Here is an 18,358-nt window from a genome sequence, read left to right as displayed (position 1 = left end):
ATACCGCCTGCCGACCACCGCAACGGCCCGCGCGGTGGCGGACACCGTCGTCGGGCCTGGGGAACAGCAGAGAGCCCGCCTCCGCCGCCACCGGCCGACCCTCTGCTCGCTCCCCCGCCGACGGTATGTTCCGCCCGGCGCCCCGCCCGCAGGCGCGGTCGCATGCCACCCGATCGAGGGCGGGGTTCCGACCTCGGGCGCCTCCCTACCGCTTCTTCTCGCTGTCGGCGTCCCTGCCGCGCTGGATCGTCTCGGCGATGCGCCTGATACGCCGCAGGCGGGAGTCCCAGGCCGCGCCGACGTCGGCGAGCTGGGCGACGGCGCGCGCGAGCTGGGCCTCGTCGACGCGGAACTGCTTCTCGCGGCCGGCGGTGGTGGCGTGCACCAGGCCCACCCGGTCGAGGACGACGAGGTGCTTCGCCACCGCCTGACGGGTCACCGGCAGGCGCTCGCTCAGGCTGGTCGCCGTCCCGCTGCCCTCGCTCAGCAACAGGTCGAGCATCCGGCGCCGGGTCGGGTCACCCACCGCCGACCAGAGGTCGTCGTCCACCAGGACGCTCACGAGCCCGCTCCGACCTTCGCGGCGTACACCGGCAGGCGCGGCAGGAAGAGGTCCCAGCCGCTGACGTGGTCGGCGTACTCGGCGGCGACCTTCGCCTCGTCCCAGCCACGCTCGCGGAAACCGCTCTCGGTCATCCGCAGGCGCGTCCCACTCCCCGCGGGCTCGAGTTCGAAGACGACCAGGAACGAGTTGCCCGGGCCGGCGGTCTCCCCCTCCTCGTGTGTCCAGCGGAAGGAGAAGTGCCGCGGCGGCACGGCGTCGACGACCGCGAACTGCACCCAGGTGCCGCCGTCCTGGGAGACGTCACCGAAGCCGATCCGCCCCGCTCCCCCGGGCACGGCCGGATATTCCGCCTCGTCCGGCCACCACTCGCGCAGGTGCTCCGGGCTGCTCACCACGTCGAAGACGACCTCGGGTGCCGCGTCGATGTGGATCTCACGCTCGATCGTTCCGAATTCCACGCCTGCCGCCTTTCGCAATGTTTGGTTGCGCATCACGCTAGCCGACATGCCCGACACCCGCAACCATCAGTTGCGAATGGGAGGCGAAACCACCGACGAGACGGACGCGCGAAACGACACAGCGCCCGCTCGGCGCGCGCCAGCGCCAGGGAACGCCGACCGGGGCCAGCGCTGGGGCCATCAATAGATCCGATGTATGACGACCCTTGCCGTCCAGGCTCGGTACGTCCGAGGTGAGATTCCGGAACCGAAGGTATTGACCCGCAAATACATCCGATGTTAACTGCATGTCAAAGATGTGGGTCGATGTTTACCTCGCTGTCGAGTGAGCCAGCCCGGTGACACCGTCCCAGATCGTCTCGATGTCGCTCGCGTTTCGGCGGACGCGGGCAGACCGGGCAGTTCCCCGGGGCGCGAGACATCATCCGCACGGACGATCCAGAGGAGATCGTGTCGATGAAGGTGAGAACGCCGCTGCGTATCGCGCTCGCCGTCCTGCTCGCCGGTGGCGTCGTCGCCGTCGGCCCGGGCGGCCCGGCCACCGCAGCACCGACGGACGCCGCATTCAGCACCGGCACCGGGACACTCAACGTCAACCGGGCCGCCTACCTGGCCAAGCACGACATCGTCTACAACCGCCCGAACACCAACCCCCTGCACGGGCTCACCGTCGGCAACGGCCGGACCGGTGCGATGGCCTGGAACGCCAACGGCCTCACCATGCAGGTCTCCGGCGTGGACCTGGCCCAACAGTCGACCTACGCCGCCGGGCTGGTCAACCTCTCCAGCAACCCGCAGGTCGACACCGGCTACACCACCTTCCAGCAGCGCCTCTCCTTGTACGACGGCACGCTGACCACGAAGTACGACAACAACCGCACCATCACGGTCATGGGCGCGCCCAACTCCGAGGTGATGGGCATCCACGTCGAGGACAGCCGTCCCGGAGTGACCAGCGTCGGCCTCGACCTGAGCCTCTGGGACATGAACACCGTCCAGAACATCGCCGACGTCCCCGACCTGAACACGTGGCGGACCGTCTCGACCTTCGCCGACGCCAGCGGCGTCGGGTTGAGCCGTGGGCAGACGGACGCGAACAACTTCGGGTACACCCTCGCGGCCACGGTCGAGGGAGCGTCGTACACCTCCCAGGTCGTCAACGGCACCCGGGTCCGGCTGAACATCACCCCCACGTCGAGCTACACGGTCTGGTTCACCGCGGCCAGCCGGATCAACGCGCCCGGCCTCAACTCGGTGACCCAGGCGAAGAACCAGCTCGCGACGGTCAAGGGCGCCGGCTACGCCACCACGCTGAACAACTACCGCACCTGGTGGCACGACTTCTGGGCGAAGTCGTTCGTCCAGTACTCCAACGCCGGCGGCGACGCCGACTACCTGGAGAACGTCTACTACCTGGCGACGTACATGATCGCCGCGGGTGGTTACGGCAACTACCCGTTGCACTTCATCAACGGCGTGTTCCGGGCCACCCAGGACAACTCCAAGTGGAGCAACGGGTACTGGTACTGGAACCAGCGCGACGTCTACAACTCGTTCCTGGCCAGCAACCATCTCGACGTGATGGCCGGCTTCAACCGGCTCTACAGTCGCAACCTCGCCGCGCTGAAGTCGTACACGACCACCCGCTACGGCAGTGACGGTCTCTGGGTGCCGGAGACGATGGGCTGGGACGGGAACGCCCGGGGCACCGTCAACAGCGACTACGTCAACGACCTCTACTCGACCGGCACCGAGGCCGCCTACAACATGTACCTCCAGTACCGGTACAGCAACGACGAGGCGTACCTGCGCAACACGGCGTACCCGTACATGCGGGAGGCCGTGAAGTTCTACGAGGACATGCTCGACCGTGACCCCGCCACCGGTCGGTGGTACATGGCCAACTCCAACGCGCACGAGACGTACTGGGACGTCCGCAACGCGATCACCGACCTGGCCGCGGTACGGCTGCTCTTCCCGCTCGCCATCCAGGTCAGCCAGCAGCTCGGCCTCGACGCGGGACTACGGGCCAACTGGCAGACCATCGTCGACAACCTGGCCCCGTACCAGGTCCAGAACGGGGCGTACCTGCCGCACGACCCGCCGATCTCGCAGACCCGCAACAACGAGAACGTGTCGCTGGAGCTGGTCTGGCCCTACGACCAGACCGGCATCGGCTACCCCGACCAGCAGACCGCCGTCAACACCTGGAACGTGCGACCGCACCCGTACGGCAACGTCTGGTCCAACGACCACGTGCACGCCGCCCGGCTCGGTCTCGGCAACCAGGCGTTCCAGGGCATGCGGACCATGCTGCAGAAGTACCAGAACTATCCGAACGGAATGACCAACAACACCAACGGGGTCTTCGAGTACCTCGGCATCCACCTGGCGGCGATGAACGAGTCCCTGCTGCAGTCGTACAACGACAGGATCCGGGTCTTCCCGGCCGTGCCGACCGACTCCAGCTTCGTCGGGAAGTTCACGCTGCTGGCCAAGGACGGCTTCCTGGTCAGCTCGGAGCGGGAGGCCGGCGAGGTCAAGTACGTCGGTCTGAAGAGCCTGCACGGCAAGTCGGCGCGGGTGGTGAACCCGTGGGGCGGCCAGGAGGTGCGGGTTCGCCGTACGTCGGACAACGCCGTGCTGACCACCACCTCGGCCGCCGAGATCAGCTTCGCCACCGCGGCGAACACGGTGTACGTGGTGGAGCGCACCGCCAAGCCGCTGTCGACGTACGCGGCCACCACCCTGACCGGCACCGCCAACCAGGGCGAGAAGAGCCTGTCGGGCACCGCCTCGACGCTCGGCCTCGGCGGCGTCGGCGGCGGAGGGCTGGTCAACGACACGATGCTGACCTACGACGCCAACTGGCACCACACCACGGCCCGGGGGTACGGCGACTACAACGACGACACCCACCACAGCACCACCGTCGGCGCCGCCGCCAGCTACACGTTCACCGGCACCGGTGTGGAGTACCTCTCCGAGCGGTTCAGCGACATGGGCAACGTCGACGTCTACCTGGACAACGTCTTCCAGGCCAACGTCAACCTCAACGTCACCGGCCCCCGCCAGGCACAGCAGGTCGTCTTCAGCCGGACCGGGTTGACGAACGGCACGCACACCATCCGCATCGTCAACAAGACCACCTCGGTGGGCATGGTGGACGCCATCCGGGTCCTCACCGGCAGCAGCCCACCGACGGGCGGTGGCGTCGCGCTGCGGTCCCAGGCCAACGGCCGGTACGTCTCCGCCACCAACGGCGGCGCCGGCAACCTGGTGGCGAGCGCCGTCGCGATCGGCGGCTCGGAGCGGTTCGACCAGGTCGACCTCGGCGGCGGCAACGTCGCCCTGCGGGCCCGGGTGAACAACCAGTTCGTGTGTGCCGAGAACGCCGGCGCCAACCCGCTGGTCGCCAACCGGGCCGCGGCCGGGTCGTGGGAGACCTTCGCGCTGGTCCGGAACCCGGACGGCTCGGTCAGCCTCCGGGCGGCCGTGAACAACAGGTACGTGGTCGCGGAGAACGCCGGGGCCGAGGCACTGATCGCGAACCGGGACGCCGTCGGTCCCTGGGAGAAGTTCGACCTCGTCGCCGCCTGACGCCGGAACCGGCGGGTCAGACCGGCCCGCCGTCCCCGCCCCTGGACACCGGAGAACGCCATGATCCGCAAACCACGTCCGCGTCTCGTCGCGGCCGTCGTCCTGGCCACCCTCGCCAGCCTGCTGCCGATACTGGTGGGGGTCACCACGGCCGCCCCGCCGGCGACGGCGGCACCTCCCCCGACCAACCAGTTCGAGAAGGTCAAGCTCGACGGCGGGCTCTCGATGGGCGAGCCGATCGAACTGTCCGTCCTGCCCGACGGCAAGGTGCTCTACATCAACCGGGGCACCAGCTCCGGCGGCGGGCAGGTACGCCTCTACAATCCGGCCAACCGCACCACGACCGTCGCGCTGACCCTCCAGCTCGACGCCCGGTTCGAGGACGGTCTGATCGGCATCACCGTGCACCCCAGGTTCGCCTCCAACCGCTGGGTGTACCTGTTCTACTCGCCGGTCGCGACGCCGCTGGTGAACCGCATCTCGCGGTTCACCTTCAACCCGACGACCCTGGTGCTCGACCCGGCCAGCGAGACGAAGCTCATCGAGTGGCCGACCGAACGGCGACTGTGCTGCCACTCGGCCGGTTCGATGACCTGGGACAGCAACGAGAACCTCTACTTCGCCGTCGGCGACAACACCAACTCCGGCGGCGACTCGGCGGGCATGGCGCCGATCGACGAGCGGACCAGCCGCGACGCCCAGTACGACGCGCAGCGCACCTCGGGCAACACCAACGACCTGCGCGGAAAGATCAACCGGATCCACCCGGAGGACAACGGCACGTACACCGTCCCGACGGGCAACCTCTTCGCGCCGGGCACCAGCGGCACCCGCTCAGAGGTCTACGTCATGGGGGTGCGTAACCCGTACCGAATCTGGATCGACAAGAAGAACGGCAACACCCTCTACTGGGGTGAGGTCGGGCCGGACGCGGGCGCGACCATCGCCAACCGGGGACCGGCGGCGTACGACGAGTGGAACCGGGCCACCGCGCCGGGCAACCACGGCTGGCCGTACTGCGGCGGGCCCAACGTCGCCTACAACGACTGGGATTTCGCCGCCAACGCGCCGCGCGGCTGGTTCCCGTGCGGCGGCAGCGCCGGCCCGGTGAACAACTCGCCGCGTAACACCGGCCTGCAGCAGCTGCCGCCGACCAGGGGCGCCCTGGTCTGGGAGCAGCACGGCGGCAGCCGGGAGTGGCCGGCCCTGGACAACCCGGGTGGCTGTGGCTCGCCCAACCACGCCGAGGTGTACCACTTCGACCCGAACCTGAACTCCGAGGTGAAGTGGCCGCAGTACTACGACAACAAGCTGATCATCACGGAGTACTGCCGTAACTGGGTCAAGGAGGTCCAGTTCGACAACGGCAACGCCCGCACCGGCAACCCGACGGTCATCGAGCCGGTGCTCGCCGGTATGTCGTTCGTCCACCCGATCGACATGGAGTTCGGCCCGGACGGCTCGCTCTACCTGCTGGAGTACGGCAACGGCTACTTCTCCGGTGATGCCGCCGCCGGGCTGTACAAAATCAACTACGTGGCCGGCGGCCGGTCCCCGACGGCGGTCGCCTCGGCCACCCCGGACAACGGCCTCAGCCCGCTCACGGTCAGCTTCTCCAGCGCCGGCAGCACCGACCCGGACGGCGACCCGCTGACCTACGCCTGGGACTTCGACAGCAACGGCACCGTCGACTCCACCGCCGCGAACCCCACCTACACGTACGCCAGCAACGGCGACAAGCGGGCCCGGCTCACCGTGTCGGACGGGACCGGCCGCTCGGGCACCACCCAGGTGGCGGTCGTGGTGGGCAACAACCGGCCCACCGTGTCGCTCAACGGCATCCCCAACGGCGGGTTGTTCTCCTGGGACGAGAACCTGACCGCCACCGCCACCGCGAGCGACGCGCAGGACGGCACGGTCCCGTGCGCCAACGTGGTGATCCGGGCGGCCCTGGGCCACCAGGAGCACGCCCACGAGGAGGGCCAGGGCACCGGCTGCGGCTTCATCGTCAACACCGGACCGGTGCACGCCGGGCCGGACTCGGTGCTCTTCTTCCTGCTGCGGGCCGGCTACACCGACCGGGGTGCCGCCGGCTCGGTGCCGTTGACCGCGGAGAAGGACGTCACGCTCTGGCCCAAGCAGTGGCAGGCCGAGCACTACGTCTCGCTGCACGGCCCCCAGGTGATCAACGCCAGCGGCGCCGAGGGCGGCCGGCGGCTCGGTGACGTCCAGACCGGCGAGTACGTCCGGCACCACGCGGTGAGCCTGAAGGGCATCACCGGGGTCCGGGCCCGAGTCTCCTCGGACAAGGCCGGCAACGTGGTCTCCTTCCGGTACGACTCGCCGACCGGTCCCGAAGTCGCCCGGGTCACCGTGCCCAACACCGGCGGCTGGGACAACTACACCGAGGTCAGCGCCACCGTCACCAAACCCGACGACAACACGCACGACCTCTACGTCGTCTTCACCGGCGGCACCGGCGGCGCCCTGCTCGACCTGGACAGCTACACGTTCACCGGCGCCGGGGTGAGCACCCCGGCCGGAGGTACCCGCACCGGCCCGATCCGGGGCATGGGCAAGTGCGTCGACGTCAACGCCGGCGGCACCGCCGACGGCACCCGCGTCCAGATGTGGGACTGCATCGCCGGGGCGACCAACCAGCAGTGGACGCTTCCCGGCGACGGCACCATCCGCAGCCTGGGCAAGTGCCTGGACGTGCAGTCCAGCGGCACCACCAACGGCACGCCGATCCACCTGTGGACCTGCAACGGCACCGGCGCCCAGCAGTGGGTGTCCGGCCCCAACGGCAGCCTGCGCAACCCGCAGGCCAACCGGTGCCTCGACATCCCCTCCTCCACCCCGACCAACGGACGGCAGTTGCAGATCTACGACTGCAACGGCACGGCCGCGCAGAACTGGACCCTGCCCTGACCTGTCCGTCCGAGACCCCGCAAGGAGTCCCCATGCGCAGACGCGCCATCACCGCGACGCTCGCCGCCGTGGTCGCCGGGTTCACCCTCGCCGCCGGTGCGGCGACGGTGAATCCGGCCCCAGCCGACGCCGCGCCACTGACCAACGTGCTGGTCTTCTCCAAGACCGCGGGTTTCCGGCACTCCGCCATCCCGCAGGGCATCAGCGCGATCCAGCAGCTCGGCGCGGCCAACGCCTTCACCGTCACCGCCACCGAGGACGCGACCGCGTTCACCACCGGCAACCTCGCCCGGTACCAGGCCGTGGTCTTCCTCAACACGACCGGCGACGTGCTCAACACCAGCCAGCAGAGTGCCTTCGAGGCGTACGTGGCTGCCGGCGGCGGCTACGTCGGGGTGCACGCCGCCGCCGACACCGAGTACGACTGGCCGTGGTACGGCGGTCTGGTCGGCGGGTACTTCGCCTCGCACCCGGCGATCCAGCAGGCCACCATCCGGGTCGAGGACCGGGCGAACCCGTCCACCGCGCACCTGCCGTCGACCTGGACGCGCACCGACGAGTGGTACAACTACCGGACCAACCCCCGCTCGGCGGTCAAGGTGCTGGCCAGCCTCGACGAGTCGTCGTACAGCGGCGGGTCGATGGGTGGTGACCACCCGATCACCTGGTGCCACAACTACGGCGGCGGGCGCGCCTGGTACACGGGCCTCGGCCACACCGAGCAGAGCTACAGCGACCCGAACTTCACGGCGATGCTGCTCGGCGGGATCCGGGTGGCGGCCGGTGCCGCCCCGGCCGACTGCCGGCCGGAGCCCGGCTACACGCCGATCTTCGACGGCACCCAGGCCAGTCTCGCCCAGTGGCGGCAGGCCGGTCCGGGCGGCTTCACCCTGACCGACGGCACGCTGACCTCGTACGGCGGGATGGGGTTGCTCTGGTACCCGGTGCGCACCTTCGGCAACTATTCGCTCAAGGTCGACTGGATGATGCCGGGCGACGACAACGGTGGGGTCTTCATCGGGTTCCCCGATCCGCAGGGTGACCCGTGGGGCCCGGTCGACGCCGGTCACGAGATCCAGATCGACGCCACCGACGCCGATCCGTCGCGCACGACCGGCAGCGTCTACAGCTTCCAGGCCCCGAACCAGGCGGCACGCGCGGCGGCGCTCAACCCACCCGGGTCCTGGAACACCTACGAGATCGGCGTGCACGGTCAGCGGGTCGAGATCTGGCTCAACGGGGTCAAGATCAATGATTACGTCAGCAGCCGGGCCATCGCCAACGGATACATCGGGTTGCAGAACGACGGCGCCGGCCTCGACATCAACTACCGCAACGTGCGAATCAGGACCGACGGCCCGAGCGAGCCGCCCGTCACCGACCTCGCCCGGGGTCGAACGGCGACGGCGTCGAGCGTGGAGGCCGGCAGTGGGCACGTGGCGGGCAACGTGGTCGACGGCAATCCGGCAACCCGGTGGGGCAGCGCCTACGCCGACCCGCAGTGGATCTCGGTCGACCTCGGCGCCACGTACGCCGTCAACCGCGTCCGGCTCGCCTGGGAGGCGGCGTACGCGCGGGCGTACCAGGTGCAGGTGTCCCCGGACAACGTCACCTGGTCGCCGATCCACACGACGACCACCGGCGACGGCGGCGTCGACGACCTCACGGTCGCCGGCACCGGACGGTACCTACGGGTGTACGGGACCCAGCGGGCCACCCAGTGGGGCTACTCGCTGTGGGATCTCAACGTCTACGGCACCCCGTCCGACGGCACCCTGCTCTCCCGGGGCCGGCCGGTGACGACGTCCAGCGTCGAGACCGGCAGCGCCCACGTGGCGGGCAACGCGGTCGACGGCAACCCGGCAACCCGGTGGGGCAGCGCCTACGCCGACCCGCAGTGGATCTCCGTCGACCTCGGCGCGACGCGCACCGTCAACCGGGTCCGGCTGACCTGGGAGGCGGCGTACGCGCGGGCGTACCAGGTGCAGGTGTCCCCGGACAACGTCACCTGGTCGCCGATCCACACGATGACCACCGGCGACGGCGGCGTCGACGACATCCCGCTCTCGGCCACCGGGCGCTACCTGCGCGTGCACGGCACCCAACGCGCCCTGCCCGCGTACGGCTACTCGCTGTGGGAGCTGGAGGTCCACGGCAGCTGACCCGGCCTGCTCCCCCGACGCCCGCCCACGGGGGCCGGCCACCGCAGCACCGGTCGGCCCCCCAAGACCCTCGGAAAGGAGGGTCCCGTGTCCGCACACCCCCGACGGCGGCTCTGGTCGTACCTGACCGCGGTGGTCGCCACCGCGGCCGCGGTCCTCGCCGTCGCCGCCACCCCGAGCGCCCACGCGGCCCCGCAGCCGCCCACCGCCACCGGCGCGGCCGCACCCATGGCCGCGACCGCCAGCAACGTGCACATCTTCTACTACTCCTGGTACGGCAACCCCAGCGTCGCCGGCAGCTACCGGCACTGGCCGCAGGGCGGCCACACCCCACCGCAGGACATCGGCGCGAACTTCTACCCGACGTTGGGCCCGTACGACTCCGGCGACCCGGCCACGGTGCGCCAGCACATGGCGTGGATCCGGGACGCCGGGGTCGGTGTGCTCGTGCACAGCTGGTGGGGCCAAGGCTCGTACGAGGACAACCTGACCCCGATCGTGCTCGACGCGGCCGCCGCGTACGGCCTTCGGGTCGCCTGGCACCTGGAGCCGTACGCGGGCCGGACGGCCGCCTCGACCGTCGCCGACATCAGGTACCTCCACGACCGCTACGGCAGCCACCCGGCGTTCCACCGGGACGCGGCGCACGGCAACCGCGCGCCGTTCTACGTCTTCGAGAGCCTGCGCATCAGCGACTGGTCGCCGCTGGCCCAGGTCCGCGACACCAGCATCGTGCTGGCCCAGACCACCGACACGACCAAGGTCGCCCACTTCGGCGGGATGTACACCTACGACGGGATCGCCGGGGCGACCGCCCCCGGCTGGGCCACCGCGAGCGCGTTCTGCCGGGCCAACGGCCTGGTCTGGGCGCCCTCGGTGGCCCCGGGCTACCTCGACGACCGTGCCGTCCCGGGCAACACCACACCCACGATCGACCGGGCCAACGGTGCCATGTACGACCAGCAGTGGACCAACGCCCTGAGCACGTCGCACGGCGGCCCGCCGACCTGGGTCTCCATCACCTCGTTCAACGAGTGGCACGAGGGCTCGACGATCGAGCCGGCGAGCGCGAACCCGCCGGCCGGGCACGGCTACCTGACGTACTCCGGCGCGTACGGGCGGACCGGTACCGCCGCCCAGACCGCCTACCTGGAACGCACCCGGTACTGGGCCAACCGTTTCGACCCCTCGGTCGACCCGGCGCCGAACCCGGAGCGGCCGGTGAGCCTGCGAGCCCAGGCCAACGGCCGGTACGTCAGCGCGGCGTCCGGCGGCACGGCACCGTTGATCGCCAACCAGACGGCGATCGGCCCGGCCGAACAGTTCGACCTCACCGACATCGGCGGCGGCACCGTGGCGCTGCGCGCCCGTGCCAACGGCCGGTACGTGACCGCGGAGGACGCCGGGGCGGCGCCGCTGATCGCGAACCGGACGGCGGTCGGCCGGTGGGAGACGTTCCACCTGGTTCGCCACGGCGACGGAAGCGTGAGCCTGCGCGCCGCGGTGAACGACCGGTACGTGGTCGCCGAGAACGCCGGGGCCGCGCCCCTGATCGCCAACCGGACCGCGATCGGCCCATGGGAGCGGTTCGACCTCGTTGGCGGCTGACGGGCAGGCGTCGGCCGTCCGCAAACCACACCACGCCGGGGTGTCCGGCGTGGTGTGGGGCGAGAAGTCCGGTATCACCCGACCGGGTTCTGCGACAAGATCTCAGATCTCCCACGACGGCTCCCGTAATAGCGTGAGTTTCGCGCGAGCCGGAGGGCAACGGTTCTCTTGGTCGAATACTGCGCGCATTCCGATCGAGAGGACATGGATCATGCGCGACCTTTCTCGTCGCGAAATTCTCAAGGCGACGGCGGCCGTCGGCGCCGGGTCGGTTGTTCTCCCGGGCATCATGGGCGCGGGAGCGCCGGCCGTCGCGGCCGACGGTCCGGGTTGGTCGTCCGGCGAGAAATACCCGCCGGCGACGCTGACCGGTCGCATCGTCCGTCCGCAGAGCCCCGACTACGCGGAGGCGAGCCTCGGCTGGGATGAGCTGTTCGTTCGCTATCCGCTGGTCATCGTGTTCGCTCAGGAGACCCAGGACGTGGTCAACGCCCTCACGTGGGCACGGCAGAACGACGTCGCGCTGCGGGTACGCAGTGGCCGCCACAGCCTTGAGGGCTGGTCGAACGTGGACAACGGGATCGTGATCGACGTCAGCGAGCTGAAGTCGGTCCACGTCGACACGGCCGCTCGCACCGCGAAGGTCGGCGCCGGGCTCAACCAGTTGGAGGCGGTGACCACCCTGGGCGAGTACGACCTCGCGGTCACCACCGGCACGGAGGGCAGCGTCGGCCTGTCCGGCGCGACGCTCGGCGGTGGCTTCGGCTTCCTCACCCGCTACCTCGGCATGGCCTGCGACAACCTGATCGGTGCGGAGATCGTGGTCGCCGCGGGCGCCGACGGCGCGAAGGCGATCGAGGTGGACCCGTGGCACAACGCGGACCTGCTCTGGGCGCTGCGGGGGGCGGGGAACGGCAACTTCGGGATCGTCACCTCTCTCACCTACAAGGCGGCTCCACTGCGGAGTGTCGCCTACCTGCAGGCCACCTGGGACGGGCTCGACGATCTGCAGGGCGTCTTCGACACCTGGCAGCGCACGGCACCGTTCACCGACCCCCGCCTGGGCACCCAACTCGAGGTCCACCCAGCCCAGATCCTGCTCTTCGGGGTTCTCGCGGAGGGATCGGAGGCAGAGGCGCGCAAGCTGCTCGCACCGCTCCTCTCGATCGGCAACCCGCAGGTCACCGTGCAGATCGGGGGTTGGGGCGACACCTATGCGGGGTTCCAGATTCCGACCGAGGACGAGCCCGCGAACTGGAAGTTCTTCTCGCAGTTCACCAGCGAGCCGTTCCCGACGAAGGCGATCAGCCTGATCCGCGCATTCATGGAGGACGCGCCCTCGGAGGACAGCAACTTCTTCACCCAGGCCTTCGGCAAGGGCGCTCAGAGGAGTGAGCCCTTCGGTGGCACAGCGTTCCCGCATCGCGACGCGCTCTTCTACTCCGAGCCCGGCGTGGGCTGGGGCACCCGTGGGGAGCCGGACAGCGGCGAGGCCACGACCCCGATCGCGCAGGCCTGGATCGCCGAGTTCAGCCAGGCGCTGCGGCCCTACGTGAACGGCGCCTACGTCAACGTGCCGAACATCGGAATGGCGGAGTGGGAACGCGCCTACTGGAGAGACAACTTCCAGCGGCTGCGCAAGATCAAGGCGAAGTACGACCCCCACAACGTCTTCCAGTACGAGCAGAGCATCCCGCCCGCAACGGACTGACCGGTTGACGGCGCAGGGTCGACGGCGTGGGTTGCAGCCACGCCGTCGACCCTGCGAGCACTCGTCAGAGCGGTGGAATCAGCGCGCCAGCGCGATCCCGTCCGGTACGGCGGCCGGTGCGGGGGCGGTGACGCGGGCCCTCCTCCGTTCCGCGAACCACTTGCCCCACCAGAACAGACCGCGGGCACCGCAGACGATGCAGACCGCGAAGAACAACGTGTAGACGACGTTGAAGACCATCAGCGCGCCGTACACCATGGCCACGCTGACGCCGAACATGAACTGCCACTTCGGCTTCGACGGCGTCGTACCCGGGTCGGTGATCATGTAGTTGGTGAAGAGCACGAAGGCGACACCGGTCATCGTCCCCAGCGAGGCCCAGAGCGCGACGTCCCACACCCAGTGCCGGATCAGCGCCTGGATGATGAACGCACCCACCCAGCCGACGATGAGCGGGATCTTCTTCGTCAGCATCGCGTTGAGGACCGTGCCAGCCGTGAGGATGATCATGGGCACCGCGAGGCTGATGACGTCGGGCACGTTCTCGGTGAAGTGGTACGGCGGTGCGACGTTGACCCAGCCGAAGGCCAGCAACGCGATCGTGATGCCGAAGTTGGACGGGTTCATGAAGTGCCGCATCCGACCGTTGATCGGCGCCTGGAGCACCGCCTTCTGGGCGACGGCGACCACGACCGCGAAGGCGATCGGCAGGAACATCTCGTTGGCGTACAGCAGCATGTTGGCCGCGAGCGCGGTGATGTGCGTCGGCAGCAGGAAGGTGTAGAGGCCCCACATGCCGTTGCCGGAGTATCCAGGACGGCGCTTGTGCGCGCGTGCGGACACCCACTCGATGAGGATCTCGGCGGTGTAGCCGACCGCGAGTGCGAACAGCGGCCACGTCCACGGCTGTTCGAAGCCGAGCACCGTGTAGCCGAGGATGTTGAAGATCGACATCGAGATCGCGAAGTTGCGCAGCGCGATGTAGCGCGGGTCCCGCCTGTCCACCCGGGGCACCGGGGGCGGCTCCCCGGCGACCCCTGGGCCCCTTCCGTTGGCAGTGCTGCCCCGCACCGGTTGTGCGCCGTCGACGACGGGCTTGCCCTCCGTCACAGCACCGGTGGCGGTCACCCTCTCGTCCGTGGTGTGTCTGACGTCGGTCATCGCGTAGTCAACTCCTGCGCGTCGGAGGTCAGCACCAGGTCGTGCCAACCGGTGTTCAGGTCGAGCTTCTGCTTGTGCACAACACCGCCCAGGTCGCGCCACACGATCTCGGCGGAGACCGGCTTGTCGCCGCTGTCACCGAGGCCGAAGAAGACGTCGAAGCTGCGCTTGCCGGAGTGGCCGCCGCCGCCGTCGAGTTGCGCGAGCTGCACCCGGCCGTCGGCGGTGACGATGCGCACCTGGGCGCCGTACGCGGGCGACAGTCCGCCCGGGCCCTCGCCCGGCGAGGCGGTCCCGCCGAGCGTCGGTCGGTGGAGCCGCAGCCCCAGGAAGTCACCGTCGCCGGAGTTGTTGTTGCGGTAGTACGCGGGCGCGGCCCACTGGCGGGCGACGGCCCAGTCCTGCCCACCGTCGCCGTCGGCGTCGCCGATCGCGATGCCCCGGGTCGGGATCTCCTCGGCGATGCCGAGTTCCTTGTTGATGTTGACGTACCGGCCGTTGTCCTCGCGTACCCAGAAGGCGATCGGGTTCGACCCGGAGATGTCGACGCCCGGTACGGCCTTCGGCCACATGTCCGGCTCGGCCAGGAGCAGGTCGTTGCTCATCGCGAGCTCCTGCAGCCAGTTGAACCGGTTGATGGTGCCCTTGACGAAGCCGGTGGCCTGGATGATGGCCGGCTGCCCGCTGTTGTCGAAGTCGCCCATCTTGGAGTCCCAGCCCCAGCCGACCCAGGCGAGGTTCTTGCGCGCCGCCTTGTTGTCGAACGGCGCGACGCCGTCCTCCATCTTCGCCCTGGCGTCCTCGGGCGAGGTGGAGTTGTTCATCCAGAGGAAGTTGCTCTCCTCCAGCCCCCACTCCTGGGTGATGTTGCTGACGAACATGTCGAACTTGCCGCGCCCCTCAAGGTCACCGAACTCGACCGACATGCCCTTGAACGAGTCGTTGCCGAGTGCCAGGGACTTCGGGGTGAGTGCGCCCCGCCGGCCCTCGGCGAGTTCGAACCTGATCTGGCCCGGCCTGGACACGTTGTGGAAGAAGCGGTCGTGGCCGAAGTCGTTGGCCAGGTAGAGCTCCGGGAGCAGGTCGCCGTCGAGGTCGGCCGACCCGGCGCCGAGGGTCCACCCCGACGAGTACCGGGGGTCGATCGCCGGCTGCTCCTTGTACACCGCGGTCGGCTGGTCGCCCGAGCTGGCCGACGTCCACCGCAGGACGTGGGCTCCGCCGGCGTTCGTGGCCCGCGACATCGAGTGGTTCATCTGAACCGTCGGGTGGCCGTTCGGGTCGAGGACGGCGCTGTCCGGGAAGTAGTTGAAGATGCCGATGTCCGGCCGGCCGTCGCCGTCGAAGTCGGCGACCGCGACGGCGTTGGTGTTCCACAGGGGGCCGTGATAGACGCCGTCGGTCGTCTGCTCCTGCGGGATCAGCTCGTACGGGTGGAACGACTCCAGCGCGACCTTCGTCGAGCTCTGCTTCTGCAGGAACAGCACGGGCGTCCGGCCCCAGTAGTTGACGAGCAGGTCCAGCTTGCCGTCGAGGTTGAAGTCACCGGGCACGCAACCCATCGGCGAGATCGCGGGGCCCATCGGCAGCGGCGCCGGGTTGAGGACGAAGGGTTCGTAGGTGGCGCCGCCACCCGGTACCGGGGTGACGATGGCCGAGTCGGTCCGGGTGTCAACGAGGCACATGTCGTTGGGCCTGCCCTCGCCGTCGAAGTCGTTGATGGCGATCGCCGCACCGACGGACGACACCCACGACTTGATGTGCTCGTACTTCGGATTGACGACGCGCACCTCCCTCTGCGGCAGGCCGGGTGGCAGCGCGATCGGGAGCTCCGTGAACGAGAACCGCGAGGCGATCGCGGCACGTGTCTCGGCGGAGGCGCTGGGCAGTCGGGAGACGGTGAAGAGCGTGCCGACGAGCACGAGCACCAACACGGGCGTGATGAGTCGTCGTGCGAGGCCAACTGGTTCCGGTGGCAACGGTCCCCCTCGGGATGGAAGGGCTCGGACATGGTCCGTCGTTTCCGGACGGATCGCCGATTGGCAAATGTCCACGGGTCCGAGCGATCCGCAGACAACGCTTATGGTCACTGCCGCGGAAGCGGGAAGTCTTCTCGTTTCGTGCTTCCGAAACCAGCGTCCGGAACTGCCGCACGAATGAAGTAGGAATCAATGGACAGCCGATAGGGCCGCTGTCTGTTCTGAAATGGCAAGGAACGGTCGCGGACGCGGAGCGTCACGCGACCGTTCCTTGTCGGCTCCGGTGCGTCTACTGCAGCGGGGTCACCGTCATCGGCAGGCCGCCCTTGATGCGCAACGAGAGCATCGGTTCCGGCTGGACCACCCGGCCGCCGACCGCGGTGAGACGCAGATCCCTCATCAGCATGGCGAGGACGAAGACGGCCTCCATCATGCCGAGGTGGTTACCGACACAGAATCGGGGCCCCGCGCCGAACGGAATGTAGGCGTATCGCGGCCTGTCGTTGGTGGCCGACGGCGCGAACCTTTCCGGGTCGAACCGGTCGGGATCCTTCCAGAAACTGGGGTGCCGGTGCAGTGTGAAAGGACTGATCAGCACGTCCGCACCGGCGGGAACGTGATAGTCACCGACCTGGTCCGGCTCCAGGGATTTGCGCGGTAGCAGCCACACCGGTGGATACAGCCGCATGACCTCCTCGACCACCATCGCCGTGTAGCGCAGCCGTGTCAGGTCGTCGAAGGTGGGCAGGCCGTGGCCCAGCACCTCGAGCGCCTCGGCGCGCAGCTTCTCGCGTACCTCGGGATGCCGGTCGACGAGGTACAGCGACCAGCTGAGCGTGCTGGCGGTGGTCTCGTGCCCGGCGAGCAAGAGGGTCACCAGCTCGTCGCGGAGCCGCTCGCGTCCGACCCGTGGGTCGTCCTCCCGGTTGGCCGACAGGATGAGGCGGGAGAGCACGTCGTCGCGGTCGTTGGTGTGCCCGGTGCGCTCACCGACGAGCTGGTCCACGATCCGCTGCAGGCGCCGACGGGCCGCCCGGAACCGCATCTGCTTGGGCAGCGGGATCCAGGGTGGCACTGCGGAGAGGGTCTCCAGCTCGAAGATCGCCTGGTCCTGTACGGCGGCGAAGTCGCCGCCGATGGAGGCGAACCGGGACAGGTCGGCGTCGAGCAACGTGCGACCCAGTACGCCGAGCGTCAGCCCGGTCATCTCGGTCGGTACGTCGACGGGCCCGTGCCGGCCCCGCATGCGCAGCCGGTCGACCAGCGCCGCGCCCTCCGCGGCGACGGCTCCCGCCTGGGCGGCGATCCGTCGGCTCTGGAACGCGGGCTGGATCACCTTGCGCTGCTTGCGCCACAGCTCGCCCTCACTGGTGAGCAGGCCGTCGCCGAGAGCGCGCCGGGCGTGCACCAGGCCGATCCCCTTGTGGTAGTTGGCCGCGTTGTCCGCGAGGACGTGCTTGGCGTAGTCGGGATGGTTGAAGAAGTACAGGGCCTTGTGCCCCACCGGCAGGCGGGACGCGTCGCCGTACCTGGCCGCCGCGGAGGTCATCATGCCCAGCCGGTCGCGGGTCATGACCGCCAGCATCGTCAGCGCCGCGGTCCGCGGCGGTCCCGGTGGTGTCGGCCCGGCACGTCGGGGCGTCGTCATGTCGTCACCTTCGCGGGAAGCTGGTCGAGTCCGCGGAACTTGCCGCACAGGAACAGCAGACCGTCGTCGTCGACATGCCGTTCGAGCGCCAGGAGGCGGCCGAGGAAAATGGTGTGGTCGCCGCCGTCGTAGGCCCGCCACAGCTCGCACTCGAGGTGGGCGACCGCGCCCTCGAGCAGTGGCGCGCCCGTGTGCTCACCCGTACGCCAGGTGCCGTACTCGAACTGCGCGGCGCCGAGTGGTCGGCGACGGTCGGCGAAGTACAGCGCCACCTCCTCCTGGTCGGAGGCGAGCACCGACACGCCGAAGTTCCGGCCGTCGAGCAGCGCCCGGTGCATGATGGCGTTCCGTTCGACGCACACCAGCACGAGTGCGGGATCGAGCGAGACCGCGGTGAACGAGTTCGCGGTCATCGCGTGAGGGTTCTGCCCGCCGACCGTCACGACGGTCACGCCAGTCGCGAACGCGCCGTAGACGCGTCGGAGCAGCTTCGGGTCGATGAGTTCCTCGACCGGTTTGGGATGGGCGTTCACGA

General features: G+C 69.3%; 11 protein-coding genes. 5 read left to right on the top strand and 6 right to left on the bottom strand.

Going from position 1 to position 18,358, the window contains the following annotated elements:
* Positions 1–205: 205 nt before the first annotated feature.
* Both M8C17_RS20680 and M8C17_RS20675 read right to left on the bottom strand, forming a co-directional pair.
* A complete protein-coding gene (locus M8C17_RS20680) occupies positions 206–562 on the bottom strand; it encodes a winged helix-turn-helix domain-containing protein (RefSeq protein WP_308209549.1) in 357 nt (118 codons plus the stop codon).
* The gene (locus M8C17_RS20675; protein WP_252418162.1) at positions 559–1,023 is read right to left on the bottom strand and encodes an SRPBCC domain-containing protein; all 465 of its coding nucleotides are present in this window, start codon (positions 1,021–1,023) and stop codon (positions 559–561) included. Before M8C17_RS20675 ends, M8C17_RS20680 begins: the two co-directional genes overlap by 4 nt.
* A 456-nt stretch (positions 1,024–1,479) precedes the next feature.
* On the opposite strand from M8C17_RS20675, the gene M8C17_RS20670 reads away from it, so the two are divergent.
* The 5 genes from M8C17_RS20670 (at position 1,480) to M8C17_RS20645 (ending at position 13,035) form a co-directional block, all read left to right on the top strand.
* The gene (locus M8C17_RS20670) at positions 1,480–4,623 is read left to right on the top strand and encodes a carbohydrate-binding protein (RefSeq protein WP_252418161.1); all 3,144 of its coding nucleotides are present in this window, start codon (positions 1,480–1,482) and stop codon (positions 4,621–4,623) included.
* Positions 4,624–4,683: 60 nt separating this feature from the next.
* A complete protein-coding gene (locus M8C17_RS20665) occupies positions 4,684–7,554 on the top strand; it encodes a ricin-type beta-trefoil lectin domain protein (RefSeq protein ID WP_252418160.1) in 2,871 nt (956 codons plus the stop codon).
* 32 nt (positions 7,555–7,586) lie between these two features.
* A complete protein-coding gene (locus M8C17_RS32185) occupies positions 7,587–9,716 on the top strand; it encodes a ThuA domain-containing protein (RefSeq protein ID WP_308209548.1) in 2,130 nt (709 codons plus the stop codon).
* Between the two features lie 87 nt (positions 9,717–9,803).
* On the top strand, positions 9,804–11,324 hold the full coding sequence (locus M8C17_RS20650) for a hypothetical protein (protein WP_252418159.1): 1,521 nt from the start codon (positions 9,804–9,806) through the stop codon (positions 11,322–11,324).
* A 211-nt stretch (positions 11,325–11,535) separates the two neighbouring features.
* A complete protein-coding gene (locus tag M8C17_RS20645) occupies positions 11,536–13,035 on the top strand; it encodes an FAD-binding oxidoreductase (protein ID WP_252418158.1) in 1,500 nt (499 codons plus the stop codon).
* A gap of 78 nt (positions 13,036–13,113) precedes the next feature.
* On the opposite strand, the gene M8C17_RS20640 is transcribed toward M8C17_RS20645, so the two are convergent.
* The 4 genes from M8C17_RS20640 to M8C17_RS20625 all read right to left on the bottom strand — a co-directional run bounded on the left by M8C17_RS20640 (position 13,114) and on the right by M8C17_RS20625 (position 18,356).
* Positions 13,114–14,196, bottom strand: coding sequence for an enediyne biosynthesis protein (locus tag M8C17_RS20640; RefSeq protein ID WP_252418157.1), 1,083 nt, complete (start codon positions 14,194–14,196; stop codon positions 13,114–13,116).
* Complete coding sequence (locus M8C17_RS20635) at positions 14,193–16,124, bottom strand: CRTAC1 family protein (protein ID WP_252418170.1); 1,932 nt, start codon at positions 16,122–16,124, stop codon at positions 14,193–14,195. The genes M8C17_RS20640 and M8C17_RS20635 overlap by 4 nt, the downstream gene beginning before the upstream one ends.
* Positions 16,125–16,464: 340 nt before the next feature.
* Positions 16,465–17,823 (bottom strand): cytochrome P450, encoded by a 1,359-nt coding sequence (locus M8C17_RS20630; protein ID WP_252418156.1) that lies wholly within the window; start codon positions 17,821–17,823, stop codon positions 16,465–16,467.
* Positions 17,820–18,356, bottom strand: a complete 537-nt coding sequence (locus M8C17_RS20625) for a flavin reductase family protein (RefSeq protein WP_374558739.1) — start codon at positions 18,354–18,356, stop codon at positions 17,820–17,822. Before M8C17_RS20625 ends, M8C17_RS20630 begins: the two co-directional genes overlap by 4 nt.
* Between the last annotated feature and the right edge of the window lie 2 nt (positions 18,357–18,358).

The organism is Micromonospora sp. RHAY321 (genome assembly GCF_023896955.1).
Taxonomy (GTDB): Bacteria; Actinomycetota; Actinomycetes; order Mycobacteriales; family Micromonosporaceae; genus Micromonospora.
The sequence above is the reverse complement of the archived record's forward strand: the minus strand, read 5'-3'. Positions and strand labels throughout refer to the sequence as shown.

What these genes read in the sequence shown, in the direction of transcription:
- M8C17_RS20670 (WP_252418161.1), top strand. Translation starts at nt 1,480, where the DNA reads ATGAAGGTGAGAACGCCGCTGCGTATCGCGCTCGCCGTCCTGCTCGCC.
- M8C17_RS20665 (WP_252418160.1), top strand. Translation starts at nt 4,684, where the DNA reads ATGATCCGCAAACCACGTCCGCGTCTCGTCGCGGCCGTCGTCCTGGCC.
- M8C17_RS32185 (WP_308209548.1), top strand. Translation starts at nt 7,587, where the DNA reads ATGCGCAGACGCGCCATCACCGCGACGCTCGCCGCCGTGGTCGCCGGG.
- M8C17_RS20645 (WP_252418158.1), top strand. Translation starts at nt 11,536, where the DNA reads ATGCGCGACCTTTCTCGTCGCGAAATTCTCAAGGCGACGGCGGCCGTC.
- M8C17_RS20640 (WP_252418157.1), bottom strand. Translation starts at nt 14,196, where the DNA reads ATGACCGACGTCAGACACACCACGGACGAGAGGGTGACCGCCACCGGT.
- M8C17_RS20630 (WP_252418156.1), bottom strand. Translation starts at nt 17,823, where the DNA reads ATGACGACGCCCCGACGTGCCGGGCCGACACCACCGGGACCGCCGCGG.